Origin of the sequence: Micromonospora sp. KLBMP9576 (assembly GCF_050941805.1) — a bacterium.
Classification (GTDB): Bacteria; Actinomycetota; Actinomycetes; order Mycobacteriales; family Micromonosporaceae; genus Micromonospora.
In genome coordinates this window covers 3,744,464-3,771,076 of the sequence record NZ_CP194567.1, presented here as the reverse complement: position 1 = coordinate 3,771,076, position 26,613 = coordinate 3,744,464, and the positions used below count along the sequence as shown (strand labels likewise).

18 protein-coding genes (1 of these 18 running past the window's edge) are annotated in these 26,613 nt (G+C 75.3%); 14 read left to right on the top strand and 4 right to left on the bottom strand.

Features of this window, described 5'->3' with window-relative positions:
• The first annotated feature begins 13 nt into the window (after window positions 1-13).
• The gene (locus ACQ452_RS16800; protein ID WP_433385434.1) at window positions 14-1,255 is read left to right on the top strand and encodes an AAA family ATPase; all 1,242 of its coding nucleotides are present in this window, start codon (window positions 14-16) and stop codon (window positions 1,253-1,255) included.
• The gene (locus ACQ452_RS16795) at window positions 1,252-2,505 is read left to right on the top strand and encodes a vWA domain-containing protein (protein ID WP_433385431.1); all 1,254 of its coding nucleotides are present in this window, start codon (window positions 1,252-1,254) and stop codon (window positions 2,503-2,505) included. The genes ACQ452_RS16800 and ACQ452_RS16795 overlap by 4 nt, the downstream gene beginning before the upstream one ends.
• A 167-nt stretch (window positions 2,506-2,672) precedes the next feature.
• Here ACQ452_RS16795 and ACQ452_RS16790 read toward each other — a convergent pair whose 3' ends face one another.
• From ACQ452_RS16790 to lanM, 3 genes are all read right to left on the bottom strand, one after another.
• A complete protein-coding gene (locus tag ACQ452_RS16790; RefSeq protein WP_433385428.1) occupies window positions 2,673-5,573 on the bottom strand; it encodes an ATP-binding protein in 2,901 nt (966 codons plus the stop codon).
• Window positions 5,574-5,653: 80 nt separating this feature from the next.
• A complete protein-coding gene (locus ACQ452_RS16785) occupies window positions 5,654-5,890 on the bottom strand; it encodes a hypothetical protein (RefSeq protein WP_433385426.1) in 237 nt (78 codons plus the stop codon).
• Window positions 5,891-5,893: 3 nt separating this feature from the next.
• Window positions 5,894-9,100, bottom strand: a complete 3,207-nt coding sequence (gene lanM, locus ACQ452_RS16780) for a type 2 lanthipeptide synthetase LanM (RefSeq protein ID WP_433385423.1) — start codon at window positions 9,098-9,100, stop codon at window positions 5,894-5,896.
• Between the two features lie 309 nt (window positions 9,101-9,409).
• Here lanM and ACQ452_RS16775 point away from each other — a divergent pair, with 309 nt between their 5' ends.
• The 4 genes from ACQ452_RS16775 to ACQ452_RS16760 all read left to right on the top strand — a co-directional run bounded on the left by ACQ452_RS16775 (window position 9,410) and on the right by ACQ452_RS16760 (window position 12,997).
• Window positions 9,410-11,233: a BTAD domain-containing putative transcriptional regulator gene (locus ACQ452_RS16775; protein ID WP_433385420.1), complete on the top strand. Its 1,824-nt coding sequence runs from the start codon at window positions 9,410-9,412 to the stop codon at window positions 11,231-11,233.
• A gap of 131 nt (window positions 11,234-11,364) precedes the next feature.
• Window positions 11,365-11,730 carry an ApeI family dehydratase gene (locus tag ACQ452_RS16770; RefSeq protein ID WP_433385417.1) on the top strand — a complete coding sequence of 122 codons (366 nt, stop codon included), beginning with the start codon at window positions 11,365-11,367 and terminating at the stop codon, window positions 11,728-11,730.
• Window positions 11,731-11,735: 5 nt separating this feature from the next.
• Complete coding sequence (locus ACQ452_RS16765) at window positions 11,736-12,254, top strand: 3-hydroxyacyl-ACP dehydratase FabZ family protein (protein ID WP_433385414.1); 519 nt, start codon at window positions 11,736-11,738, stop codon at window positions 12,252-12,254.
• Window positions 12,251-12,997: an SDR family oxidoreductase gene (locus ACQ452_RS16760; protein ID WP_433385411.1), complete on the top strand. Its 747-nt coding sequence runs from the start codon at window positions 12,251-12,253 to the stop codon at window positions 12,995-12,997. Before ACQ452_RS16765 ends, ACQ452_RS16760 begins: the two co-directional genes overlap by 4 nt.
• Here the strand turns inward: ACQ452_RS16760 and ACQ452_RS16755 are convergent.
• Complete coding sequence (locus ACQ452_RS16755; RefSeq protein WP_433385408.1) at window positions 12,969-13,808, bottom strand: SDR family NAD(P)-dependent oxidoreductase; 840 nt, start codon at window positions 13,806-13,808, stop codon at window positions 12,969-12,971. The genes ACQ452_RS16760 and ACQ452_RS16755 overlap by 29 nt on opposite strands.
• Window positions 13,809-13,983: 175 nt before the next feature.
• On the opposite strand from ACQ452_RS16755, the gene ACQ452_RS16750 reads away from it, so the two are divergent.
• From ACQ452_RS16750 to ACQ452_RS16715, 8 genes are all read left to right on the top strand, one after another.
• On the top strand, window positions 13,984-14,940 hold the full coding sequence (locus ACQ452_RS16750) for a beta-ketoacyl-ACP synthase III (RefSeq protein WP_433385405.1): 957 nt from the start codon (window positions 13,984-13,986) through the stop codon (window positions 14,938-14,940).
• Window positions 14,941-14,965: 25 nt separating this feature from the next.
• Window positions 14,966-15,205, top strand: coding sequence for an acyl carrier protein (locus ACQ452_RS16745; protein ID WP_433385402.1), 240 nt, complete (start codon window positions 14,966-14,968; stop codon window positions 15,203-15,205).
• Window positions 15,202-16,563: a condensation domain-containing protein gene (locus ACQ452_RS16740; RefSeq protein WP_433385399.1), complete on the top strand. Its 1,362-nt coding sequence runs from the start codon at window positions 15,202-15,204 to the stop codon at window positions 16,561-16,563. The genes ACQ452_RS16745 and ACQ452_RS16740 overlap by 4 nt, the downstream gene beginning before the upstream one ends.
• A gap of 101 nt (window positions 16,564-16,664) precedes the next feature.
• Window positions 16,665-17,645: a 2,3-diaminopropionate biosynthesis protein SbnA gene (gene sbnA, locus ACQ452_RS16735; RefSeq protein WP_433385396.1), complete on the top strand. Its 981-nt coding sequence runs from the start codon at window positions 16,665-16,667 to the stop codon at window positions 17,643-17,645.
• Window positions 17,639-18,676 carry a 2,3-diaminopropionate biosynthesis protein SbnB gene (sbnB, locus tag ACQ452_RS16730; RefSeq protein WP_433385393.1) on the top strand — a complete coding sequence of 346 codons (1,038 nt, stop codon included), beginning with the start codon at window positions 17,639-17,641 and terminating at the stop codon, window positions 18,674-18,676. The genes sbnA and sbnB overlap by 7 nt, the downstream gene beginning before the upstream one ends.
• Window positions 18,673-18,879, top strand: coding sequence for an MbtH family protein (locus ACQ452_RS16725; protein ID WP_433385390.1), 207 nt, complete (start codon window positions 18,673-18,675; stop codon window positions 18,877-18,879). The genes sbnB and ACQ452_RS16725 overlap by 4 nt, the downstream gene beginning before the upstream one ends.
• A gap of 62 nt (window positions 18,880-18,941) precedes the next feature.
• Entirely contained in the window at window positions 18,942-23,954 is a 5,013-nt protein-coding gene (locus tag ACQ452_RS16720) for an amino acid adenylation domain-containing protein (protein WP_433385387.1), read from the top strand.
• Window positions 23,951-26,613: the 5' end (the start) of a non-ribosomal peptide synthase/polyketide synthase gene (locus ACQ452_RS16715; RefSeq protein WP_433385384.1), read on the top strand. The gene runs 20,698 nt beyond the window's last position; only the first 2,663 of its 23,361 coding nucleotides appear in the window; the start codon lies at window positions 23,951-23,953; its stop codon lies beyond the right edge, outside the window. Before ACQ452_RS16720 ends, ACQ452_RS16715 begins: the two co-directional genes overlap by 4 nt.

The window sequence follows — 26,613 nt, the reverse complement described above, 5'->3', positions numbered from 1 at the left end:
ACAGGTGATCACCATGCCCCTTGCCACCGTCACTCCCGTCGACCGGACCCCCGGCTCGCAGCTCGACGTCGCCGCCGAGCTGATCGCCCTGCTGCGCGACACCGGCACCGAACCCCGCCCCGACACGCAGTTGGAGGCGCTGACCCTGGCCGTCGCCGCCGACCTGCCCGTACTGCTGTGGGGCGAGCCGGGGATCGGCAAGACCGCGGCCCTCACCCAGCTCGCCACGGAGCTGGACCTGCCGTTGACGACAGTCGTGGCCAGCGTCCACGAACCGTCCGACTTCTCGGGGCTGCCGGTGCTCGGCGCCGATCCCGCCACGCAGGGCGTCCCGATGGCTCCGCCGGACTGGGCCGTGCGCCTGGTCCGGACCGGCCGTGGGCTGTTGTTCCTCGACGAACTCTCCACCGCCCCGCCAGCGGTCCAGGCCGCCCTGCTGCGCCTCGTGCTGGAGCGGCGGGTCGGCGCGCTGCGGCTCCCGCCCGGTATCCGGATCGTGGCCGCCGCGAACCCGCGTTCCTCGGCGGCCGACGGCTGGGAGCTGAGCCCGCCACTGGCGAACCGCTTCGTGCACCTCCAGTGGACCCACGACCACGAGGTCGTGGTGCGCGGCCTGGGCGGCACCTGGCCCCGCAGCATGCTGCCCCGGCTGCAGCCGCGGCGGTTGCCGGAGGCCGTCGCCTTCGCCCGGCGCGCGGTGTGCGGGCTGCTGGCCGCCCGCCCCGCGCTCGTGCACCGACTGCCCGGCAACGATACCCGCCGGGGCGGGCCGTGGCCCTCGCCCCGCAGCTGGGAGATGGCGCTGCGCCTGACGGCCTTCGCGACCGCCGCCGGCACCTCCCGCGAGGTGCTGTCCATGCTCGTGCGCGGCACGGTGGGCGACGGCCCGGGGCTGGAACTGCTCGCCAGCATGGATCGGATGGACCTGCCCGATCCCGAGACGTTGCTGGCCGACCCGGCGGCTGCCGTCCTGCCCGAGCGGGGCGACCTGCGCCAGGTCGTGCTCGACGGCGTGGTGGAGGCCGTGCGGGGCCGCCCGGAGCGGTCCCGCTGGGACGCGGCGTGGGCGCTGCTGGTCAAGGCGCTGGAGACCGGCCCCCCGGACCTGGTGGTCGTCCCCGCGAGCACGCTGGCCGCCCTGCGGCGTGAGGACTGGGACGTGCCGGCGGCCATCGACCGCCTCGCCGGGGCGGTGTCCGTGTCCCGAAGGGCGGACCAGGCGCGGGCCGCGACCGCCGCGGGCGACGGCAGGTGAGCCGGGGCACGCTGGACCGCGAGAAGCTCTTCGCCGCCCGGCTGCACGCCGTGCGGGTCCGCCCCTACCTGGCGTCGGCGCTGTTCGCCCTGCACGTGGTGCCGTCGCGGCGGGTGCCGACGATGGCGGTGGACCGGCACTGGCGCTGCTACGCCTCCCCGGTCTTCGTGGACCGCACCCCGCTGGCGGAACTCGCCGGGGTGTGGGTGCACGAGGTCTCGCACCTGCTGCGCGACCACCACGGGCGCAGTGACCGGGTCGCGCGGGAACGGGGGCTGACGGGGCCGGGGGAGCGGCTGCGGATGAACATCGCCGCGGACTGCGAGATCAACGACGACGTGTTCGGCGACGGGCTCGCCCGGCCCGAGGGCGTCGTCGACCCGGCGACGCTGGGGCTGCCCGAGGGGGAGCTGATGGAGGACTACCTGCGCCAGTTCCGGCTCGGGCCGCGTACGCAGGGGTGGGCCTGGCTGGACTGCGGCAGCGGCGCCGACGGGGCGCAGCGGGAGTGGGACCTGGGCGCGGACGGCGCGCACGGCCTCAGCGCGCAGGAACGCGACGCGGTGCGGTTCCGGGTCGCGCAGGGCATCATCGGGCGTCCCGGGAACGCCCCGAAGGGCTGGCGGCGGTGGGCGCAGGAGGCGTTCCACCCGCCCCAGCCGTGGCGGGACCTGCTGGGGGCGGCGATCCGCTCGGCGGCCTCCGGGCCGGGCGCGGGCGAGGACTACACGTACGGCCGGCCGGCGCGGCGCTCCGCCGGGGTGCCCGGCGTCGTCCTGCCGAGCCTGCGGCGCAGGCCGCCTCGGGTCTGCGTGGTCGTCGACACCTCCGGGTCCGTCAGCGACGCCGAGCTGGGCGGCGCGCTGCTCGAGGTGGCGGCGATCGCCCGCGCCGTGGGCGGCCGGCGTGACCTCGTCAGCGTGCTGTCGTGCGACGCGGCGGCCCGGGCCGTGCACGCGCTGTGCCGCGCCGAGGAGATCCCGCTGGTCGGTGGGGGCGGGACCGACCTGCGTACGGGATTCGCCGCGGCGCTGCGGGCCCGGCCCCGCCCGGACGTCGTCGTGGTCCTGACCGACGGGCAGACGCCCTGGCCGGTCGCGAAGCCGTCCTGTCGCACTGTGGTCGGGCTGTTTCCCCGCCTGCGCACGCGGCAGTGGGACGAGAGCGATCCCGGGTACGTGCCGGACTCACCGCCCGAGTGGGCGCGGGTGGTGGTGCTCGGGTCCTCCGGCGACGACAGTGGGTCCTAGGGTCTCGGCCGCGGCGGCCCGTGCGGGTGGTCGGTGAATCGGCTACGACATCAGCTCGAAAGCGTCTCGCGCGCACCTCACCGCCGGCCGGGGCACCCGGCGGTGTACGCCAGCGTCGCCCACGGGCCCGGCCACCGTGCCGCCGTCGACGGCGGCACGGTGGCTCGTCACCGGCCCTGCACCTCGGCGGCGAACTCGCTCAGCGCGATCCGGTTCGGCAGGCCCGTCTTGCCGAGCAGGCTGGACACGTGCCGCTCCACCGTGCGTGGAGAGAGGTGCAACCGCCCGGCGATCTCCCGGTTGCTCAACCGCCCGACCAGCAGCCGGAGCACCTCGAACTCCCGCACCGTCACACCCACCGACCGCAGCCCCGAGGGGATGTCGCCGGCACCCGAGCGGCGCTGCGCCACGCGTACGCCCGCCTGGCGCAGCAGCGCGCGGCAGGCACTGGCGACGGCCGGCACGTCGCCGCGGTGGAAGTGCTCCTCGGCGGCGCGCAGCCACAACACCGGCGCCCCCCAGCCGTCGGCGAGGGCCGACTCGCAGACCAGACGCAACGCGAGGTGCCGGCCCATCGCGTACGGCGCACCGGCGCGCATCGCCTCGGCCGCCGCCTGGGCCGCCTCCTCCGGCCGCCCCGCCCGGCCGAGCAGCACCGCCTTCGCGAACAGCGCGAACTGGAGGTCCCAGCGCAGCCGGCTCGCCGAGTCGCTCTGCACCGCCTCGTAGGCCGACCAGCCGGCCTCGCCGGACATCACCTGCAGCAGCAGGTGCAGGCCGTGCCGGCCGGAGAGGTGGAAGACCGTGGGGCTCTGCTCCTCGGCGGCGAACGCGCGGGCCAGCTCGTCGAGGGCGCGGGGCCGGTCCTCCTCCAGCAGCGCGCAGAACGCCCTGGCCAGCCCGTGCACCCGGGGGGCGTGCAGCGCCTGGTCGCCGTCCCACCGGCGGAACTCGCCCAGCGCGTGCTCCATCTCCCGGCGGCGGCCCCGGTGCCCCGCCAGCACCGCGTCGACCAGCAGCACGTACTGGGTGGTCTCCAGCAGCTTCAGCCGGGTGGTCGCGGCCAGCACCTGGTGCACGAGGGCGGTCGCGGTGTCGAAGTCGCCCCGCAGCACCGCGTGCAGGGCCAGGCTCGCCTCCGCCTGGTGGCGGGCCGTCACCGCGCCGGCCTGGGAGGCCCGGTCCCGGGCCTGTTCGAGGCGGTCGAGGCTGGCGTCGCGCAGCGCGTCGTCGTTGCCGAGCCGGATCAGCGCGTGGATCTCCCAGATCGGCAACCGGTGTTCCGCGGCGATCGCCAGGGCCCGCTCCAGGCACCGCGTCGCCTCCGCCGGATCGCGGTGCCGGATCAGCGCGCCGAGAAGCTGCCAGGCCTGGCACGCCACCACCGGCAGCGGGACGGTCTCGGCGACGGTCGCCGCCCGGTGCGCCAGCGCCTCCGCCGTCGCGAGCTGGTCCTGCCCGGCGGTGTCCAGCACCAGGTGGGCGGCGACCACGTCGATCGGGGCGGTGTCCTCCGCGGCGGCGTCCGGGCCGAGCAGCGACCGCGCCTGCTCCACCTGCGCCATGCCCTCGGCCGAGCGGCCGGCGACCGTCGCGGCCCAGGCCAGCCGGGTGTGTAGCTGCGCGCGCCGGCGTGGATCCACCCCACCGATCTGGTCGAGGGTGCTCACCGACGCGAGTGCACGCTCGACCAGTCCCGCCTCCGCCAGGGCGTGCAGCAGGGCCTCGAGGGCGGCCGCGCGTGCCCCGGGATCCTTGCCGAGCAGGCCGATCGCGCGATCCAGCAGGCCGACGGCGGTGGTGGCGCCGCCCTGCGCGATGGCCCGCCGCCCCGCCTCGGTGAACAACCGGCCGGCCGTCTCCGGGCTGTCGGCCTCCAGGTGCAGGGTGGCCGACACCTGGCACCACTCGCCGGGCAGGCCGGGGAAGACCGCCTCCACCGCGTCGGCCATCCGCCGGGCGAGCCGGGTCCGCTCGGCGGGGGCGAGGAGGCTGAGCAGCGCCTCCCGGGTGAGCCGGTGCCGGAAGGCGTACCAGTCGGTGAGCTGGTCGTCCACGGTGACCAGCCGCCCGGCCACGTCACCGCACAGGTGGTCGAGCACCGTACGGTCGCCGAGCCCGGTGGCCGCCTGCACCACGGCCAGCGGGAACCGCTGCCCCAGCAACGCACCCATCGAGAGCAGCTCGCGGGCCTGCGGGCCGAGCTGCTCGACCCCCTGCGCCATGCCCCGCGCCAGGGTGCCCGGCAGGACGGCGGGCAGTTCCTCGGACATCCGCCAGCCCTCGGGGCCGCCGATGAGCAGGGCGCTGTCGACCATGCCGGCGACCAGTTCCTCGATCAGGAACGGATTGCCGGCGCTGCTCGTCGAGACGAGCGCGTGCGCCGCCGCCGGCACCCGCTCCGGGTCGGTGTCGAGGCAGGCGCCGACCATCTGCCGCAGCCCGTCGTCGTCGAGGCGGCCCAGCTCGATGAGGGTGCACTGGCCACGCTGGGCGGCCGAGCGGGCGATGGACGACGCCGCGCAGGGCTCGGCCCGGACCACCCCCAGCAGCAGGGTCGGTTGCAGGGCGAGGTTGTCGATCAGGTATTCCAGCACGGTCAACGTCTCCGTGTCGGCGTCCTGGAGGTCGTCGAGCAGCAGCAGGCAGCCCCGGCCGGCGCCGGCCACCCCCGTCAACCGGAGGACGGCCTCCGCGAGGATCACCAGGGAGGCGTTCTCCTGGTCGGCCGGCGGCCGACCCCAGTCGGGGACGAGCCGGCCGAGGATCGGGCCGTACGGCCCGAGCACGGTGGGGTCGACCGGCCCGGACCGGAGCAGCGACAGCAGCGCCTCGGTGAGGGGCCGCAGCGGCACCGCCGTGCCGATCGTGCTGCCCCGGCCCCGCATCACGCGCATGCCCGCCCCGGTCGCCAGCTCCGCGACCCGTGAGGCGAGGCGGGACTTGCCGACGCCGCTCTCGCCGACCACGAACACCGCGCCGCCCAGCCCGGCCCGGGCCGACTCGATGCTGTTCAGCACCGCGCGGAGTTCGGCGTCCCGACCGATGAACTTCGAGGAGCGGTACACACTGCGCACGCTATCCGAGGAGGGCCGGCCGCACCCAACGCGGTGCTGCCGACACCCGCTCGGGGGCGGCTACCGCCGGATCACAGTGGACGTTCCGGACAGCAGGTCGTCAGCGGGGCGGCCTCGGCCACCGCGCCGCCGTCACCGACGAGGCTGCCGATCACCATGCCCACGGGCACGACCAGACCGGCCAGGGCGGCTGCGCGGAGGCCGAACGTCATGACGGGCTGCAGCCACGTCGACCCGGCCGGGTCGTCGACCGGCACGGCGGAGTCGGTCTCGTCGGCAGGGCGCGGGGAGATCTGCTTCTCGGACAACTGTCATTCCTCCTGTTGGTGTTGCTCGTGAGGATTTCCCGGAGCTGACCGCTCCATCGGAGATCGTCGTCGCCCGTCCGGGCGTCCGCCACCGGGCGGGCACGGTCGGGGGGTCGGCTCCAGCAGCAGCACCGACGGCACCGGCCCGGCTCCCGAGAGCCGGAGCAGCCCGTACCCGATGCCGGCGAGGCCGCTGAGCAGGCCGGGGGTGGGCACCCCACCCGGGGTCCCGCAGGACGCCCCGTACCGCTCGACGGCGTCGAGCACCCGGCCGGCGTGGCGCCGCGCCACGCACCCGTCGCCGTCGAGGAGGCCGGCCACCTCGGCGACGCCCAGCTCGCCGTGGCAGAGGCTGAGGTCGTCGAGCAGGGCGCGGTCGGTGAGCAGGCGCGCCGCCTCGTCGGGCGGGGTGTCGGCGCCGCGGACGTGATCGGCGAGCGCCAGGCCGGCCGCGCCGTGGCACCAGCCGTACCCGGCCTGTCCGGCCTCGGCCCGGTCGGGGACATCACCCAGCGCGCGCCGGGCCGCCCGCGCGTACCGGGCGCCGCCGGTGCGGGCGTGGCGGTCCAGCGCCCAGCCGATGCCGGCCAGCCCGTCGGCGAAGCCCACCCGGGTCGGCAGGCCGTCGCGCTCGACGGCGTCGACGAGCCGGTCGGCCCAGCCCCGGGCGAGTGACGCCGCCGGCGCGTCGCCCAGTTCCGCGTCGACCGCGGTCATGGCGGCGAGGCAGCCCGCACCCCCGTCGGCCCAGGTGAGGGCCGGGGAATCCGCGCTGGCGGCGGCGGCCAGCGCGACCGCCGCGCGGGCCTGCCCGGCGAGCTCGGCGTCGGCCAGCAGGGTGGACAGCCGGGCGAGTGCGTACGCGATGCCGCCGAGGCCGGACAGCCCGCCCGGGCCGACCGCGGCCACCAGGTCCGGGCGCGCGTCGAGCAGCCGGAACAGCCCGGGTACGCCGGCGACGGCCCGGCGCGCCAGTTCGGCGTGGCGCGCGGTGCCGGTGACGGCGGCGAGCTGGCCGAGGAACAGCGCGACGCCGAGGTGCCCGTGGGCCAGCCCCGCCCCCATCGGTAGGACGAGCCACTGCCGGTCGTCGACCAGTTCCAGGCCGAGCCAGTTCGTCCGCCGCCCGTCGGTCACGCCCCGGTCCTGGATGTCGTCGGCCAGCGCGCACGCCGCGGCGAGCAGGCGTTCCGGCGACGCGTCGATGCCGGTGACCGGCCGGTGTGCCGGTGTGCCGGTGTGCCGCCCGTCGACCGGGCGGCGGGTCGCCAGCGTCGCCGCGACGATCCACTCCTGGTGTCGACGGTCGGCCTCGTCCAGCGCGGCGATCTTGTCCAACGCGGCGTCGAGCCCGGTGCGGGCCAGCGGCACGGGCAGCGCCTCGCCGCCACCGGCCGCGCGTACGGTCCGGCTGCCCGGCGTGCCCTCGAACAGCGGGACGTCGCCCGCCCACAGCGCGGCGGCCTCGTGGCCCGGGAGCTGGGCGAGGAACGGGTGCGCGCGCACGCTCGACCAGAGGATCCCGAACGCGAGGTCCCGCTCCAGCGCGTCGCCGAGCACGTCCGGGTGGGTGGTTCCGGTGAGCAGGGCATGGTATGCCGAGGTGGGACGGGCGATGAGTCGCACCGGGACGTCGGCGCAGGCGGCGACCAGTGCGGTGAACTCCGGCCGGTGCGCCCGGATCACCTCGTACGCGAGCCGGAACCCCGCCTGCAACGCGGGCTCGTGGGCGCCGGGGTCGACGACGGTGTCGCCGAGGCGCGGGCGGTTGCGTCCACCGACGAAGTCCACCGCCCCACGGACCAACCGCATCCGGTCGGTGCCCGGCTCCGCCCAGTCGAGGGCGCTGGCGGGCGCCGTTCCGCCCTCGTCTCCGCCGACGCCGGACAGGTCCATCGTGCCCTGGTCGCCCACGACGACCACGGGCACCAGACCGGTGCGGTGCACCGAGGCGGTCAGCACGTCGGCGGCCGGGTCGCCGGTGCTCACCGGCTCGCCGAGCGGGGGATGGAAGAGCGTCTCGGTGTCCACCACGACGGGGGTGTCGCCGGCGGCGATCAGATTCTCGTAGTGCATGTCGGTGGCGTGCAGGGCGTGCAGCAGCGCGAGCAGGGCGCCCTGCCGCCGGTAGAACACGTCCGCCTGAGCCGGGTGACGCAGGGCCCCCGCGTCGACGTACTCCGACCAGCCGTAGCCCGGCCGGGTCAGGGCGGCGACCCCGCGCAGCCCCAGCCCCGGCGTGTGCTGATCCAGCCAGTCGACGAACCCGGTGAAGCGGGCCTGGCAGGCCAGGTCCCGTGGCTTGTAGACGACGCGCCGGCCGTCCGCGAAGCGCAGCACGGCGGTCGTCCGGCCACCGGCGTGGGGGTCACCCAGGTCATCGCGCACGGCGACGAGCGGGCCGGGGTCGCCGGCGCCGAGCAGGGCCGCGACCAGGTCGTCGCGATCGGCGACGAACCGGCCCAGGAGTTCGGTCCCGGACCGGGCGGCCGTCGTGCCGGCCTGCGCGAGCAGGCGGGCCAGCACGGGCTGGCGCTGCATCAACTCGGCCAGGCCGGTGGGGTCGCAGAGCTGCGCCACGAAGTCGGCGAAGCGGGCCTGCCCGTCGGCGCCGGTGAGCCGGCCGGCCGCCCGGCGGCGGTGCAGCTCGGTGACCAGCGTGCGGGCCGCGACGGCGAGCAGGCGGCGGCCCAGGGCGGCGGCGAACTGGCCGGTGAGGGCGGCCAGGTCGACGACCCGGTCCGTCGCGAGTGGCCCGGCGTCGGTGCGGAACCGGGCGACGGCGACGTCGACGAACGGCCGCAGCGGCGCGGAGAGGGCGGCCCGCCAGTCCGCCGGATCGGCCGGCGGGCGGGGCGTGGCGGCGGCCAGCGCCGCCTCGACGGTCCGCGCCCAGTCCGGGCGGGTGGTGCGGGCGGCGAGCGCGTCCCGGTCCTCGGCCAGCAGGTCGCGCAGTCCCGCCTCGTCCAGGCCTACCTCGGCGAGCCGGGCCGCCAGGCCCGCCCCGTGCCCGGCCCGCCACCGGGCCAGCCGCCGGTCGAGGTCGTCGTCGCCCGTGCCGGGCGGGGTGTCGGTCAGGTTCCGCCGCGCCCCGCGGCCCGCCCGGCCGGCTGCGCGTTCGCGCAGCGTGAGCCCCGGCGCCCACCAGTGCGGGGACAGCCGCACGCCGCGGGCGTGATCGGCGGTGCCGGCCGGGAGAGTCGAGGTCACCGTTGCAAGGTGCCAGAGCCGGACGCGGAGTTCATGCGTGGAAACTACCCACATTCGTGTTCCCGGCGCTGGCGGCGCGGCTGGCGGTCGACCCGGCGGAGCCCGGCGACGGCGGCCCGGGCGGCCTCCGGGGGCCGCTCTTCGACCGACGCGCAGCGTTCCCATCCTAGTCACCATCAGTGATCAATTGAACGGCCAGAGTGACGTGGGCGCGAAAATGGGTGCCGCTCACGCATGTGGGCGGGTGCCGGCGCCGATGAGTCTCGGACGACTGTTCTACCCGGGGCGGCGCGATGAACGGAGCCATGGATGGAGTTTCGGGTACTGGGGCCGGTGGGGGCCTGGCGCGGCGACGCGGAGGTGGCGCTGGACGGGGCCAAGCAGCGGACCGTGCTGGCGGCGCTGCTGCTCGCCGAGGGGCGTACGGTGCCCGACACCCGGCTGTGCGAGCTGCTCTGGGGGGAGCACCCGCCGGCCACCTTCGCCGCCCAGCTCTACAACTACGTCTCGCGGCTGCGTAAGTACCTGGGCGCCGAGGTGGACATCGTGCGGCAGTGGTCGGGTTACCAGATCCGGATCGGTGCCGCCCGGCTCGACCTCGACGAGTTCGAGCGCCTGACGGAGGCCGGGCGGGAGGCGCTGCGCGACGGTCTGCACGCCGAGGCCGCCGAGCGGCTGCACGCCGCCGTGTCGCTGTGGCGGGGCGCCGCACTGTCCAACGTGACCCCGCACCTCGCCGCGGCCGAGTCGCACCGGATGGCGGAGCTGCGGATGGCGGTCCTGGAGAGCCGGATCGAGGCCGACCTGCTGCTGGGCCGCCACGTCCGGCTGATCCCCGAGGTCACCCGGCTCGTCGCCCGCCACCCGCTGCACGAGGGGCTGCGGGCCCAGCTCATGACGGCCCTGCTGCGCTGCGACCGGCAGGCCGACGCGCTGGCCGCCTACCACGAGGGTCGCCGGGTACTCGCCGACGAACTGGGCGTCGACCCGGGACCGTTGCTCACCGAGGCCTACCGGAAGATCCTCGCCGGTCCCGCGTCGCCGGCTCCGGCCGCCGTCGCGGAGCCGAGCTGGCACGGCGTGCGGCCCGCGATGCTCCCGCCCGGCGTCGGTGACTTCGCCGGGCGGGAGGGGGAACTGGGCGGGCTGCTGCGGGTGCTGACCGCCGGACCGGCGGCCCGCCCGCCGGTCGCCGTGGTCACCGGGATGGCCGGCGTGGGCAAGAGCACGCTCGCCCTGCACGCCGCCCACCTCTGTCGGGCCGCGTTCCCCGACGGCCAGCTCTACGCCGACCTCGGCGGCCCGCGGGGCAACGCCGTCGAGCCGTACGACGTGCTCGGCTGGTTCCTGCGCAGCCTCGGCCACGCCGAGTCGGGCATCCCGAAGGGGCTCGGCGAGCGGGTCCGGCTCTACCGCAGCCAGCTCGCCGGCCGGCGGCTGCTGGTCATGCTCGACGGCGCGGCGGACTACGCGCAGGTGTGCCCGCTGCTGCCCGGCGACCCCGGCTGCCAGGTGGTCGTCACCAGCCGGGTCCGGCTGCCCGAGCTGGCCGGCGCGACGTCGATCGAGGTCGGCACCCTGGACCGGGAACAGGCACTCGGACTGCTCGGCCGCATCGTCGGGGCCGACCGGATCGCGGGGGAGGCCGAGGCCGCCAACCGGATCGTCGAGTCGTGCGGCCGGCTCTCGCTCGGCGTCCGGGTCGCCGGATCCCGGCTCCTGGCCCGCCCGCACTGGTCGCTGGGATACCTGGCGGACCGGCTCGCCGACGAGCGGTACCGGCTCGACGAGCTGCGGCTGGGCTCGATGGACGTCCGGGAACGGCTGGACAGCAGCTACCACCAACTGGCCGACCTGGGCCAGCTCGCCCTGCGCCGGCTGTCGTTGCTGCGCGCGCCGGCCTTCCCGAGCTGGTGCACCGCCGAGGTGCTGGGCGTGTCCCGGCACACCGGTGAGGAGGTGGGGGAGAAGCTGGTCGACGCGCGGCTGCTGGAGATCGTCGAGTCCGACGGTGGCCGGCGGCAGCGGTACCGCTTCCACGGCCTGGTGCGCGTCTTCGCCCGGGAGAAGGCCGACCAGGCGGACCGGGTGCTGATGGCCGGCGCCGGCGCGCTGAGCGCGGTGGGGAACTGAACTGGCGCCACCGCGCTGCCTGGCCGGCGTGGCGCGGCTCGCCCGGAGCGCGCGGGGGCGGGCCACGACCGGGAGACGGTGACCGGGCCGGGTTGTAGAGAAGATATAGCCGCCCGTCGCACGGTGGCCGGGTGAACGCCCTGACAACCGCCGACTACGCGACGGCAGCCCCCGTCGACGTGGAGCACGTCGCCCCCGACACGGTCGTGGCCCGCGTCCGCCCCGACCCCGACGACCCGGTCTTCGCCGGCCACTACCCGGGATTCCCGCTGCTGCCCGGGGTGCACATCTTCGAGTTCGTGCACCGGGCGGTCCGCGCCGTGGCCCCCGAGCTGGTGCTGGACGAGATCGTCAGCTGCCGTTTCCTGCTGCCCTTCCGGGGCGAGGACGAACTGGTCGTGACGATCCACCGTACCGACGAACTGTGGCGCGGCGAGGTCGCGGTGGCGGCCGTGCCGGTCGCCGAGGTGCTGCTGCGCTACCGGAGCGAGGAGTGACGACCATGATGGACATCGAGGAGATCAGACGGATCATCCCCCACCGGCCACCGATGCTGCTGGTCGACCGGGTCACCGAGCTGGTGCCCCGGCGGCGGCTGGTGGGTTCGCTCACCGTCACCGGTGACCGGCCGCTGCCGATGTCGCTGCTCCTGGAGTCCTGGGGGCAGGCGGCGCTGGTGCTGATCCGCCACGACCGGCCCATGCCGGACGTGCTCACCGGCGGGGTGCCGGTCGCCGGGGTGTTCGAGCACATCCGGTTCGGCCGGCCGGTGCAGCCGGGGGAGACGGTGGAGCACCACGTGACCATGAACCGGCTGGTCGCCGACACCGCCTTCGTCACCGGCGAGAGCGTCGTCGGGTCCACCGTGGTGCTGCGGGTGGGCCGGCTGGTCGGGGCGATGCGGACGGTGCAGTCGCTGCGCGCGTCCCTCGACGCGGCGGCCCGGGCACCGCGGCCGGACCCGGGCTCGCAGGCGGACCCGCGATCCCCGGCGCAGCTGGCCGCCCCGGTGGCGCGGTGAGCGCCGGGGGGCGCCCGGTCGCCCTGGTCACGGGCGGTTCGCGGGGCATCGGCCGGGCGGTGGTGCACCAGCTCGTCCGGGACGGTTACGACGTGGCCATGTGCTACCAGTCCAGCAGGGACGCCGCCGACGAGGTGGTCGCGCAGGCGGCCCTCGCCGGCGGGCGCGTGCTGGCCATGACGGTCGACGTCGCCGACCTCGTGGCCGTCCGGGAGTTCGTGTCGACCGCCGAGCGGGAGCTGGGCGACGTCGACGCGGTGGTGAGCGTCGCCGGCATCATCCGCGACAAGCCGCTGGCCCTGATGGCCGACGCCGACTGGCGCTCGGTGATGGGGGTGAACCTGGACGGCACCTACCACCTCTGCCGCGCCGTGGTACGCCGGATGATGCGTCGGCGTGCCGGGTCGATCGTCACCGTCTCGTCGGTGTCCGGCGTGGCCGGCAACGCGTTGCAGACCAACTACTCCGCCTCCAAGGCCGGGGTCATCGGCTTCACGAAGGCGCTGGCGAAGGAGGTCGGCCGGTACGGCATCCGGGCGAACGTGGTCGCGCCGGGCTACATCGACACCGACATGATCGCGGCCCTCTCCGGCGAGCTGGGCGCCATCGCCCGGGACCGGGTGGCCCTGGGCCGGCTCGGACGCAGCGAGGAGATCGCCGAGGTCGTCTCGTTCCTGCTGTCGTCGCGCGCGTCGTACCTGACCGGGCAGGTGATCACCGTGGATGGTGGCCTGGCGATGTGACGGGCCGCCGGCTGCGGCCGGAGACGGCCCTCGGATACCAGGGGCCCAGCAACCGGGTCAGGAAGTCGGTGCGGTACGCGTCCGCACCGATCAGGATCCGGGTCCGGTTGCGGGCCACCCCGCGCAGGATGGTCCGGGCCGCGTGCTCCGGCGTGAGGGTGACCGACCGCTCGAAGCCCTCCCGGACCGCCTGGTAGTCGCGCAACCCGTCGTTGCGCGCGTTGCGCAGGATGTTCGTCCTGATCAGGCCGGGATACACGCAGCTGACCCCGACCGGCACCCCGTCGGCGCGCAGCTCCTGCGTCACCGCCTCCGTGAAGCCCCGGACGGCGAACTTGGCGGCGTTGTACCCGCTCTGCATCGGCGCGCCGGCCAGCCCCAGCACGCTGGAGACGTTGACCAGGTGCCCGTGCGAGGCGGTCAGCAGCGGCAGGAACGCCCGGGTGCCGTGCACGACGCCCCAGAAGTCGACGTTCATCACCCACTCGAGGTCCTCCCAGGCGCCGTCGGTGACCGAGGCGAGCAGGGTGACCCCCGCGTTGTTGACGACCAGGTCGACGCGGCCGAAGTCGGCGTCGACCCGCTCGGCGTGCGCCAGCACCGCGGCCCGGTCCGTGACGTCCAGCCGGTAGCCGCGCGCCCCGCGCCCGGCAGCCGCGCAGCGCCGCACGGTCTCCCAGAGCCCCTCGTCGTCCACGTCGGAGAGGGCGAGCCGGGCACCCCGGGCGGCCAGCTCGACGGCGAGCGCGCGGCCGAGGCCGGAGCCGGCTCCGGTGACCACCGCCACCCGGTCGGTGAAGTCTCTCATCATGGACCCTTCCGCTCGGCCTTCGGGCCTCGACGGTCCGCGCCCGACGCAGGTTTTCCCCGGAGGCTATGGCTTTCCTATGCGGCGTCGATATGTAGAGAAGCTATAGGCGGTTGCCCGAGCCTCTCTCCCGGCAGACCTCGACGCGGCTGCCGGCCGCGTTGACGAAGGGAGAACGATGTCGAACATCTTCGGTTCGGCGATCACCGGGCTCGGCGCCTACCGGCCCACCCGCGTGGTCACCAACCCGGACATCGCGCTGCGCACGGAGGTGACCCCGGAGTGGATCGAGGAGCGCACCGGGATCAAGACCCGACACGCCGCCGGCCCGGGGGAGACCGTGCCGGTGATGTCGGCCGCGGCCGGCGCGAAGGCGCTGGCGATGGCGAACGTCGACCCGTCCGAGGTCGACCTGCTCATCCTGGCGACCGCCACCAAGCGGGACCGGATCCCGGGCGGTGCGCCGGAGGTCGCCCACCGCATCGGCATCCCGGCCACCGGCGCGTTCGACCTGAACGCCGCCTGCGCGGGCTTCGCCTACTCCGTGTCGGTCGCGTCGAACGCGGTCCGCCTCGGCGAGGCACGCAACGTGCTGGTCGTCGGCGCCGAGCACCTCACCGAGTTCATCGACCCCGAGGACCCGGCGACCTACGTCATCTTCGGCGACGGCGCGGGGGCCGCGGTGATCTCCCGCTCCGAGCGCCAGGACATCGGCCCCGTGGTGTGGGGCAGCGACGGCCGCCGGGCCCCCATCCTGGGCACCAAGTGGGGCAGGGACGGCAACGAGTACGCCTCGATGAACGGACCGCTGGTCTACCGATGGTCCACCAAGAACATTCCCCCGGTCGCCCGGGACGTCTGCGCCCGCGCCGGGATCGACCTGTCGGAGATCGACTGGTTCGTGCCGCACCAGGCGAACCTGCGGATCATCGAGCAGCTCGCCGAGATCCTGGAGATCCCGGAGGAGAAGGTCGCCCGGGACGTGGTCGACACGGGAAACACCTCGGCGGCCTCGGTGCCGCTGGCCCTGAGCCGGCTGCACGAGAGCGGCCGGACCAAGCCCGGCGACAAGGCGCTGCTGCTCGGCTTCGGCGCCGGCCTCGCGTACGCCGGCCAGATTGTCCGGATGCCCTGAACACCCCCCTCGAAAGGACACTGACATGACAGTTGACCAGGTGGCCGCCGACATCGAGCAGCTGACCCGCAAGCTGATGACCGACGACCCGCAGCGGCCGATCGCCGCCGACGACACCTTCGTGGAGCTGGGCCTCGACTCGCTCAAGCTGGTCGACCTGCTCGGCGCGGCGGAGGTCCACTTCGACATCGAGGTCCCGGACGAGGAGGTCGGCAACTTCGTCCGCGTCCGGGACCTCACCGACTTCGTGCTCGCCGCCAAGTGAGCGCCGGCGACGGGGACACCCGGGAGCTGTCCGTCGGTCAGGCCGCGCAGTGGGCGCTGTACCGGCTCGCGCCCGCAAGCTCGACCAGCAACGTGGTGACGGCCACGCTGGCCGCGCCGGCCTTCGACCTCGACGTGCTGCGGGCCGCCCTCGTCGCCGTGCAGGATCGGCACGACCTGCTCCGGTCCCGGTTCACCGAGACCGGTGCGGGGCCGGTGCGGCTGGTCGACCCAGTCGGCGCGGGCGCCGTCGAGGTACGCGACGTCGGCGACGTGGACGACGACGCCCTGCGTACGTTGGTCCGCGTCGTCGGCGAGCAGCCGCTCCGGCTCGAACGTGACGGCCCGCTGCGGGCGGTGCTGCTGCGCCGCCGGGCGGACTGCGCGCTGGTGCTGGTGATCCACCACATCGCCACCGACGGGCTCTCCCAGTGGCTGATCTGGCGGGACCTCGGCGAGGCGTACCGGATGGTGCGGGGCGGGGCCGCCGTCGACTGGCCGACGCGGCCGGACTACGACGAGTTCGTGGCCCGTGAACAGGCGCTGCTGGCCGGCCCCCGCCGCGCCGAGCTGGCCGAGCACTGGGCCCGCACCTGTGCCGGGGCCACCGCCGCCACCCTGCCCACCGACCGGCCCCGCCCCGCGGCCCGCTCCTACCGGGGCGCGTCCGTCGCCCGCACCCTGTCGAACGAGGTCGCCGGGCAGGTCCGCGCCACGGCGGCCGCCCTGGCGGTGACCCCGTTCGGCGTCCTGCTCGGCGTCTTCGAGGCGCTGCTGCACCGCTGCACGGGGCAGGGCGAGTTCACCATCGGTTGCCCGGTCTCCCTGCGGCGGGGGCGCGCGCTGCGGGAGGTGGTCGGGATGCTGGTGAACCCGGTCGTGCTGCGGTCGTCGTTCGTCGCCGGCACCACCTTCGCGCAGGCGATCACCGACGCGAAACGCCAGCTCGCCGAGGGCGTGGCGCGGGCCGGCTACCCGTTCGCCCTGGTCCAGGCGGCCCGCCGGGACCGGGACCCGCTGGTGCGGGTCACCATCACCCTGCTCACCCGCCAGCACGACGACACGCTCTCCGACACCAGCAACGGCTTCGTCGGACACCGGACCAACCAGGTGGTGGTGCCCTATGACGAGGGGCAGTTCGACCTCGCCGTGACGATCCACCAGTTGCCGGACCTGTCCCTGCGCACCGAGTTCAACTACGACACGGACCTGCTCGACCGCGCCACCGTCGAGCGGCTCTTCGACCAGTACCTGGTCCTGCTCGACGCCGCCTGCGCCGAGCCGGCCGCGACGGTCGACGACGCCTGCCTGGCGGGCGACACCGAACAGCGGATGCTGCTCGAACTCGGCATGAGCTGAGCACCTCCACGACCCGGCGCCCGTCATCGACGCGGCGCCGGCGACACAGCGCCCGCACGCGGCTGCGGGCGACCTTCCGTCAGCCCGGAGAGGGGGTTGAAATGGATCAGGGAATTCTCTCCACGGTGGGCAACACGCCCCTGGTGCGCCTGGACCGGTTGTTTCCCGAGTTTCCCGCCCGGGCGTACGCGAAACTCGAACAGTTCAATCCGGGTGGGAGCATCAAGGACCGGGCCGCGCTGAACATGCTGCGCGGAAAGATCGAATCCGGTGAACTGGTGCCGGGCCGTTCCGTGGTGGTGGAGTCCAGCTCCGGCAACCTCGCCATCGGACTGGCCCAGATCTGCGCGTACGTCGGCATCCGGTTCATCTGCGTGGTGGACCCGAAGACCACCCGGCAGAACCTGGCGGTGCTGGCCGCGTACCAGGCCGAGATCGACATGGTCGAGCAGCCCGACCCGGTGACCGGCGAATACCTCGCGGTGCGGCGGCGTCGGGTGCGCGAGCTGGTCGAGACGGTGCCGGGTGCGTACCGCCCGGACCAGTACACGAACCCGCTCAACGCCCTGGCCCAGCGGCAGACCATGGCCGAGATCATGACCGAGCTGGACGGCCGGGTCGACTACCTGTTCTGCTCCACCGGCACCTGCGGCACCCTGGTCGGCTGCGCCGACTACCTGCGCGAGAACGGCCACCCGACCCGGATCGTCGCGGTCGACGCCGTCGGCAGCGCGATCTTCGGCCACCCGCCCGCCCCCCGGCTGATCCCCGGGCACGGCGCCTCGGTGGTGCCCCCGCTGGCCGCCGCCGCCAGCCCGGACGAGGTGCTGCACGTCTCCGACCTCGACTGCGTGGTCGGGTGCCGGCTGCTGGCCGTGCGGGAGGCCATCCTCGCCGGCGGGTCGTCCGGGGCGACGGTGGCCGCGCTGCGCCGCCGGATGGCGGACCTGCCCGCCGGGAGCACCAGCGTCCTGATCTTCCCGGACAACGGCGACCGCTACCTCGACACCATCTACTCCGACCGTTGGGTGACCGAACAGTTCGGCGAGGTCAGCCACCTGTGGAAGGGCGACAAATGCTGATCATCGGTCACGCCGTGGTCCGGGACGTGCTCGACGGCGACGAGGCGGGCGTCATCGACCTCGTCCGGCGGGCGTACCTGCTGCACGAGCAGGGCCGCACGAGCGTGCCGCACTCGGTCTTCCTGCGCTTCCCCGACGACGCCCGCAACCGGATCATCGGCCTGCCCGCGTACCTCGGCGCCGACCCGCCGGCCGCCGGCATGAAGTGGATCTCCTCCTTTCCGGCGAACATCGAGCGTGGCCTGGACCGGGCCAGCGCCGCCATCGTGCTCAATTCGCTGGACACCGGCCAGCCCGACGCGGTCATCGAGGGCTCGGTCATCTCCGCCCGGCGGACCGCGGCCGGCGCCGCCCTCGCGGCGCGGTTGCTCACCGCCGGCCGCGCCCCCGACGGCCTGGCCCTGATCGGCTGTGGACTGATCAACCAGCAGGTGCTGCGCTTCCTGACTGCGGCCCTGGCACCGCCGGCCTCGCTCGTGCTGCACGACGTCGACCCGCGCCGGGCCGAGGCGTTCGCCGCCGCCGCGGCGGCCCTGCTGCCGGCCACCACGGTGCGGGTGGTCACCGACGCCCGACAGGCTCTGGCCGCCCACCGGCTGGTCTCGATCGCCACCACCGCCAGCGAACCGCACCTGGAGCTGACCGCCTGCCAGCCGGCGGCCGTGGTGCTGCACCTGTCGCTGCGCGACCTGCACCCCCGGGCGGTCCTGGCGGCCCGCAACGTCGTCGACGACCCCGACCACGTGTGCCGCGAGCGCACCTCGCTGCACCTGGCCGAGCAGCTCACCGGCGGCCGGGACTTCATCCACACCACCATCGGCCGGCTGGCCGGCGGCGCGGCGCTGCCCCCCGCCGACGTGCCCGGCCCGGTGGTGGTCTCGCCGTTCGGGCTGGGCGTGCTGGACATCGCCCTGGCCCGACACGTCCGCGACGAGGCGGCCCGGCGCGGCCTCGGCGTGCGGATCGACGACTTCACACCCGTACCGGCCGCCGCCGTGGCGACCGCGCAACCCACGAGGGAGAGAACATGAGCGACGACGACCGCAGCTACCTGGTGGTGCTCAACGACGAGGAGCAGTACTCGATCTGGTGGAGCGGCCGGGCGCTGCCGGCCGGCTGGCGGGCCGAGGGCACCGAGGGCACCAAGGACCAGTGCCTCAGCCGGATCAACGAGCTCTGGACCGACATGCGGCCGAAGAGCCTGCGCCTGCGGATGGACGGCGCGTCCGTCTGACGGGCCCGCCGGAGGCCCGACCCCCGGCCGTCCGCGCTCAACCCCCACCCCGGAGGAGCACCATGAGCACCCCTTCGTCCACCCTGCCGGCCGCCGCCGCGGGCACGGCCCACCCCGTCGTGCTGCCGGAACTGATCGCCCGTCAGGCCGCGGCGACGCCCGACGCGACCGCGGTGCTCGCCGGCGACGTACGGGTCGGCTACGCCGAACTCGACCGGCGCGCCAACCAGCTCGCCCGGTATCTGCTCGGGCTGGGCGTCGGCCCGGAGTCGACGGTCGGCGTGCACCTGCGCCGGGGGGTCGACCTGGTGGTCGCCCTCCTCGGGGTGTGGCGGGCCGGCGGCGCGTACCTGCCGCTGGACCCGGCGCACCCGGTGGACCGGCGGCGGTGGATCGTCGCCGACACCGGGGTGGACGTGGTGCTCACCCAGGCCGACCTGCGCGACGACGGCCTGGCCGGGCCGTCCCACCTGGTCTGCCTGGACGCCGAGGAGTCCCGGATCGCCGCCGGGCCGGCCACCGCGCCGCCGGTGCGCGTCGGGCCCGACAACGCCGCGTACGTCATCTACACCTCCGGCTCCACCGGCCGACCCAAGGGTGTGGTCGTCACCCACGGCGCGATCGGCAACCGGGTGGCCTGGACGGTCCGGCAGCACGGCCTGTCGCCGGGGGACCGGGTGTTGCAGAAGACCGCGCTGAGCTTCGACGCCGCCGGCTGGGAGTTCTTCGCCCCGCTGATCTGCGGTGCGACGGTGGCGCTCGCGCCCGACGGCGCCGAACGCGATCCGGCCGCCCTGGTCGCGGCGGTGCGGCGCACCGGGGCGACGGTGCTGCAGGGCGTCCCGTCGGTGCTGCGGCTGGTCACGGAGGAACCGGACTGGCCGAGGTGCACCTCGCTGCGGCTGGTCTTCTCCGCCGGCGAGCCGCTGCACGCCGAGCTGTGCCGGCGGCTGGCGGTGGTGCCGGGGGTGCGGGTGTGGAACACCTACGGCCCGACCGAGTGCGCCATCGACGTCACCGCCCAGCCGGTCGACCCCGACCAGCGCACCGGCCCGGTGCCGATCGGCCGGCCGCTGGACAACCTCCGTCTCCAGGTGCTCGACGCCAACCGGCGGCCGGTGCCGATCGGCGTCGTCGGCGAGCTGCACGTCGGCGGGGCGGGCCTCGGCCGCGGTTACCTCAACCGGCCCGACCTGACCGCCGAGCGGTTCGTGCCGGACGAGTACGGGCCACCGGGCGCCCGGCTCTACCGCACCGGCGACCAGGTCCGCTGGCGCTCCGACCGGAGCCTGGAGTTCGTCGGCCGCACCGACGACCAGCTGAAGATCAACGGGGTGCGGATCGAACCGGGCGAGGTGGAGGCCGCGCTGGCCGCCCATCCCGACGTCCGGCGGGCGGTGGTCGTCGGCTTCGCCGAACCCGGCGGCCGTCCCCGGCTGGCCGCGTACGTCGCCAGCCGTCGCCCGCTGAGCACCGCGCAGCTGCGCTCCTTCCTGGCCGGCCGGCTGCCCGACGCCCTGGTGCCGGCCGTGTTCGTGCCGGTGGCGCAGTTCCCGTTGACCACCGGCGGCAAGGTCGACCGGGCCGCGCTGCCGCCGGTCGAGACCGCCGGGGGCACCACCTACCTGGCCCCGCGCACCGACGCCGAGCGCCTGGTCGCCCGGCTGTGGGAGGAGTTGCTCGACGTCGACCGGGTGGGAGCGCACGACGACCTCTTCCAGCTCGGCGGGTCGTCGCTGGTGACCATCCGGCTCGCCAGCCGGCTCGCCGCCGAGGCGGGCGTGCGGATCGAGCTGCGGGAGCTGCTCGCCGCCAGCACCGTCGAGGCGCAGGCCGCCCTGCTCAGCGGCGCCGCCCCCGTCGCGGCGGCGGTGGTCCCCGTGCCCCGGACCGCACCGCTGCCGCTTTCCCCGGCCCAGCGGCGGCTGTGGCTGCTGGACCAGCTGCACCCGGGCAGCCCCGAGTGGGTCGTGCCGCTCTACCTGCGCCTGCCCGGCTCGCTGCCGCCCGAGACCGTGCGCGCGGCGCTGAGCGCACTCGAGGCCCGGCACGAGGCGCTGCGCACCCGCTACCCGACCCGCGACGGCGAGCCGCACCAGCGCATCGACCCGCCCGGCCCGGTGGACCTCACTATCCGCGACGCCGCCGAGGCCCCCCTCGTCGACCTCGTCGACGCGCAACTCGGCCATGGTTTCGACCTGCGCGCCGGGCCGCTGTGGCGGGCCACCCTGGTCACCTCGGCCGGGGCGGACCACCTGCTGCTGGTGGCGCTGCACCACATCGCCTCCGACGCCACCACCGCCGCGGTCCTCGAGCGGGACCTGCGGGAACTCTGCGCCGCCGCCGTCGCCGGGCGCAGGCCCGACCTGCCGGAGCTGACGGTGCACTACGCCGACTACGCGGCCTGGCAGCACCGGCAGCTCACCGACGAGCGGGTCGAGCGGGAACTCGGCTTCTGGCGCGCACAACTGGCCGGCGTGCCCGCGCTGACCCTTCCGCTGGACCGGCCGCGCCCGGCCGAGCGCGACCCGCGCGGCGCGCACGTCCAGTTCGAGGTGCCGGCGGAGCTGGCGGCGCGGCTGACCGAGCTGGGCCGGCGCTGCTCGGCCACCCCGTTCATGACCATGCTGGCGGGCTTCGCCGCGCTGCTGGCCCGCCACAGCGGACAGTGGGACGTGGCCGTCGGCGCGCCCACCTCCGGCCGCCGGCCGGCCGAGGCGGAACAGATCGCCGGGGTCTTCCTCAACCCCGTGGTGGTGCGCTGCACCCTCGACCCGGCCGCCCCCTTCGAGGCGGCCCTGCGCGCGGTGCGGTCCCGGACCCTGGCCGCCCTCGCCCACCAGGACCTGCCCTTCGAGCGGGTGGTCGACGACCTCGCCGACCTGCGGGACCTCTCCCGCACCCCGCTCTACCAGGTGATGCTCAACGTCCAGGAGGGCGGCATCACCGGCCAGTCGAGCGACGACGAGGACCTGCTGGACGCCCTGCGCCGGGCGGCCCGGGTCGCCAAGACCGACCTCACCATGCACGTCTGGCCCGGCCCCGACGGTGCCCTGGCCGGCAGCCTCGAATACGCCACGACCCTGTTCGACGAGCGGACCGTCCGGTCGATGGCCGACCGCTTCCTGCGGCTGCTCGCCGCGGTGGTGGCCGCACCGCAGACCCCCCTCGACGACCTCGACCTGATCGCGCCGGCCGAACGCCACCAACTCCTGCACGAGGTGCACGGGCCGACCGTGCCCCGCGCCGCCGCCACCGTCTGCGACCTCTTCGAGGCCCAGCGGCACCGGAGCCCGGACGCGGTGGCGCTGCGTCACGGCGAGGGCACCACCACCTACGCGACGCTCGACGAGCGGGCCAACCAGTTCGCCCACCACCTGCGGCGCTCCGGCGTCGTCCGGGGCGCGGTGGTGGCCGTGCTGCTGGACCGGGGCGTCGACCTCGTCGCGGCGATCCTCGGGATCTGGAAGGCGGGGGCGGCCGTGCTGCCGCTCGACCCGTCGTACCCGGCCGGGCGGATCGGGCACATGCTCGCCACCGCCGGCGTGCGCCTGGGCGTCACCCGGTCCGCGTACGCCCCCAGGTTCACCGTCCCCACCCTGCACGTCGACACCCACCGGCTGATGGTCTGCGCCGGCCCCACCGACCGGCCGGACCGGGACACCGATCCGCTGGAGCCGGCCTACGTGCTGTTCACCTCCGGCTCGACGGGCCGCCCCAAGGGCGTCGTCCTGCCGCACCGCGCGATCTCCAACTTCCTCGCCTGCGCCGTCGAGACCGAGGCCCGAGGGGAGCGGGGCACGCGGGCCGGGCGGGGCGACGGCGCACCGCTGTTCACCACCATCGCCTTCGACCTGTCCATCCCCAACCTGTTCAGCCCGCTGGTGTCGGGCCAGACCGTGACCCTGCTGCCCGCCGACCTCGACATCGCCGAGCTGGGCGACCTGCTGGTCAAGTCCGGCCCGTTCGACCGGTTCATCATGACCCCGCCGCACCTGGAGCTGCTGACCGAGCAGCTCGACGACGAACAGGCCGGCCAGCTCGCCGGGCTGATCTGGACGGCCGGGGCGGCGCTGCGCGGCGACATCGCCAACCGGTGGCTCGACCGGCTCGGGCCGGGCGGGCTCACCAACAGCTACGGGCCGACCGAGACCACCGTGATCATGACCGCCCACCCGGTGCGTACCCGGCAGAGCGCCGACATCGTGCCGATCGGCCGGGCGATGGCCAACACCACCGTGCGGGTCCTCGACGACACGCTGCGGCTGCTGCCCGTCGGGGTGGTCGGCGAACTGCACATCGGCGGGGACTGCCTGGCCACCGGCTACGCCGGCCGGCCGGACCTGACGGCGGAGAGGTTCGTGCCCGACCCGTACGGGCCGCCGGGCAGCCGGCTGTACCGCAGCGGGGACCTGGTGCGGCTGCGCCCGGACGGGGTGCTGGACTTCGTCGGCCGCACCGACGACCAGGTCAAGGTGCGCGGCTACCGCGTCGAGCTCGGCGAGGTCCGCGCGGTCGTCGAGGAGCATCCCGGGGTGACCCGTTGCGTGGTCGTCGTCCACGAGGACCGGCTGGTCGCCTTCCACCTGGGCGAGGCACCCGACCTGGCCGCGCACTGCGCGCGGCTGCTGCCCGACTACCTGATGCCGAGCCTGCTCGTGCCGGTGGCCGAGATCCCGCTCAACGCCAACGGCAAGGTGGACCGGGCGGCCCTGCTCGGCCTGCTCTCGCACGCGGTGTCGGCGGGGGCCGCCGGCGCCGGAAACGCCTTCGTCGCCCCGCGCACGGTCGTCGAGGAGCGCCTCTGCGCGATCTGGAGCGACCTGCTGGGCGTGCCCGTCGGCGTGCGGCACAACTTCTTCGCCATGGGTGGGCACTCCGTGCTCGCGGGCCGGCTGGTGGCCGTCCTGCGGGAGGAGTTCGACCTCGATCTGTCGCTGCGGATCGTCTTCGCGCACCCGACCGTCGAGGCGATGGCGGGTGCGGTGGAGGACCTCATCCGGGCCGAAGTGGACGCGCTCTCCGACGCCGACCTGACCGAAGACCTGCGCCAGACCAAGGAGCACCAGGCATGACCTCGACCGCGAACCAGCCGAACCTGCGTGAGTCGCTCGTCCAACGCCGGCTGGCGGGCAGGGCCGCCGGTCGACGCGGCGCGATCCCGGCCGTCGACCGCTCGGGCGACCTGCCGCTCTCCTTCGGCCAGCAGCAGATGTGGTTCCTCAACCGGATGGACACCACCAGCCCGGAATACCTGGTCTCCTCGGCGCTGCGCCTGCGCGGCCCGCTGGACCGGGCCGCGCTGGCGCGGGCGTGGGACGCGCTGATCGCCCGGCACGAGATCCTGCGCACCCGCTACGCGCTGGCCGACCTGACGCCGGTGCAGGTCATCGACGAGCCCCACCCGCAGGAGCTGCCGCTGGTCGACCTGACCGCCGTGCCGCAGGCCGATCGGGACGACCGGGCCACCGAGCTGACGGCCGAGCTGGCCGCCATCGGCTTCGACCTGGCGACCGAGTGGCCGGTCCGGGCGACGCTGCTGCGGCTCGGCCCCGCCGAGCACCTGCTGGTGCTGGTGATCCACCACATCGCCTGCGACGCGCCCTCCATGGCGGTGCTCCTCGGTGACCTGGCCGAGCTGTACGGCGCGGCCGTGCGGGGCGAGGCCTCGCCGCTGGCGCCGCCGGCCGTGCGGTTCGCCGACTTCGCCGCCTGGCAGCGCGACCGGCTGCGCAGCGAGGTGCTGCAACGGCACCTCGAGCACTGGCGCGACCACCTCGCCGGTATCGCGCCGCTGGAACTACCCGCCGACCGGCCCCGCCCCCGGGTACGCGACTGGCGGGGCGCGTCGGTCCCGTTCGCGCTCCCCGCCGACGTCTCCGCCGCGCTGCGGGAGATCGCCCGCGGCGCGGAGACCACCCTCTTCGTCACCCTGCTGGCCGCCTTCCAGGCGCTGCTGTCGCGCCACACCGGCCGCACCGACATCCCCGTGGGCAGCGTGACGTCCGTACGCGACCGCGCCGAGCTGCGCGACCTCGTCGGGTACGGGATCGACAACCTGGTCCTGCGGGGCACCTGGACGGGCGACCCGACCTTCGCCGAGTTGCTGCGTGCCACCGGCGTCACCGTGCGGGACGCCTTCGCGCACGCGGACGTGCCCTTCGCGCTGCTTGTCGACGAGTGCGAACCGGAACGGGACCTGTCGCGCACCCCGCTCTACCAGGTCGCCTTCACCCTGGGCGACGACGCCCCCGCCGGCGCCTGGCCGGCCGGCCTCGCCGCCGAGACCCACTGGCCGCCGACCCGCGTCGCCAAGGTCGACCTGCAGCTACACGTCGTCGAGGGCGCCGACGGCCGGCTGCGCGGGCACCTGGAGTACGCGACCGCGCTGTTCGACGCGGCCACGGTGCGGCGGCTGGCGGGGCACCTCGGCCGGCTGCTGGCGCACGTCGCCGCCGACCCGGGCGCCCGGATCTCCGAGCTGCGCATCCTCGACGACGTCGAGCTGGCCGCGGCGACCCCCGCCCCGACCCGACCCGCCGCCACGGTGACCGGCACCGTGCCGGGCGCCTTCGCCGCCACCGCCGCCGCGCACCCCGACTCGACGGCCGTCGTGGCCGGCGCGCGACGCCTGACGTACGCCGAACTGGACGCCACCGCCAACCGGCTGGCGCACCACCTGCGGGCCGTCGGCGCCGGCCCGGAACGGCTGGTCGCGGTCTGCCTGGACCGCGACGCGCAACTCGTCGGCACCCTGCTGGGCGTGCTGAAGGCCGGCTCGGCGTACCTGCCGGTGGAGCCGGGCGTCCCCGCCGAGCGACGCGATTTCATGCTGGCCGACGCGGGCGCGCGGATCGTGGTGACCACCGAGGCGCACCGGGCGGGCTTCGCCGACTTCGACGGCGTCGTGGTGGTGCTCGACGACCCCGCGCACGCCGGGGAGATCGCCGGCCGCCCCGGCACCGACCCGGGCGTCGCCGTCGACCCCGACAACCTCGTCTACGTCATCTACACCTCCGGGTCGACGGGCCGCCCGAAGGGCGTCTTCCTGACCCACGCCAACGTGCTGCGCCTGATGACCGTGGCGCGCGACGACCTGGGCGCGGGCCCCGCCGACGTGTGGCCGCTGCTGCACTCGTACGCCTTCGACGTGTCGGTGTGGGAGCTGTGGGGCGCGCTGCTGCACGGCGGCCGGCTGGTGGTGGTGCCCCGCGAGGTCACCCGCTCCCCGGCAGACCTGCTCGACCTGCTGGTCGAGGAGCAGGTCACGGTGCTCAACCAGACCCCGACGGCGTTCCGCGGCCTGGTCGGGTCGGCCCGCGACGGCGACCCGCGCATCGACCGGCTCGCGCTGCGCGCGGTCGTCTTCGCCGGGGAGAAGCTGGAGTACGCCGACCTCGGCCCCTGGGTGGCCCGCCGTGGACTGGCCGCGCCCCGGCTGCTGAACCTCTACGGGATCACCGAGATCACCGTGCACGCCACCTGGCACGAGGTGGGCCCGGACGACCTGGCCGGCACCGGAAACCCGATCGGCGTCCCGCTGGCCGACCTGAGCATCCACCTGCTCGACGGGCACGGCAACCCGGTGCCGGTCGGCGTGACCGGCGAGATCCACGTCGGCGGCCCCGGCGTCGCCCGGGGCTACCTCAACCGCCCCGGGCTGACCGCCGAGCGGTTCGTGCCCGACCCGTCCGGCCCGCCCGGCGCCCGCCGGTACCGCAGCGGCGACCTGGC

What these genes read in the sequence shown, in the direction of transcription:
- ACQ452_RS16800 (WP_433385434.1), top strand. Translation starts at nt 14, where the DNA reads ATGCCCCTTGCCACCGTCACTCCCGTCGACCGGACCCCCGGCTCGCAG.
- ACQ452_RS16775 (WP_433385420.1), top strand. Translation starts at nt 9,410, where the DNA reads ATGGAGTTTCGGGTACTGGGGCCGGTGGGGGCCTGGCGCGGCGACGCG.
- ACQ452_RS16765 (WP_433385414.1), top strand. Translation starts at nt 11,736, where the DNA reads ATGATGGACATCGAGGAGATCAGACGGATCATCCCCCACCGGCCACCG.
- ACQ452_RS16755 (WP_433385408.1), bottom strand. Translation starts at nt 13,808, where the DNA reads ATGATGAGAGACTTCACCGACCGGGTGGCGGTGGTCACCGGAGCCGGC.
- ACQ452_RS16750 (WP_433385405.1), top strand. Translation starts at nt 13,984, where the DNA reads ATGTCGAACATCTTCGGTTCGGCGATCACCGGGCTCGGCGCCTACCGG.
- ACQ452_RS16745 (WP_433385402.1), top strand. Translation starts at nt 14,966, where the DNA reads ATGACAGTTGACCAGGTGGCCGCCGACATCGAGCAGCTGACCCGCAAG.
- sbnA (WP_433385396.1), top strand. Translation starts at nt 16,665, where the DNA reads ATGGATCAGGGAATTCTCTCCACGGTGGGCAACACGCCCCTGGTGCGC.
- sbnB (WP_433385393.1), top strand. Translation starts at nt 17,639, where the DNA reads ATGCTGATCATCGGTCACGCCGTGGTCCGGGACGTGCTCGACGGCGAC.
- ACQ452_RS16725 (WP_433385390.1), top strand. Translation starts at nt 18,673, where the DNA reads ATGAGCGACGACGACCGCAGCTACCTGGTGGTGCTCAACGACGAGGAG.
- ACQ452_RS16720 (WP_433385387.1), top strand. Translation starts at nt 18,942, where the DNA reads ATGAGCACCCCTTCGTCCACCCTGCCGGCCGCCGCCGCGGGCACGGCC.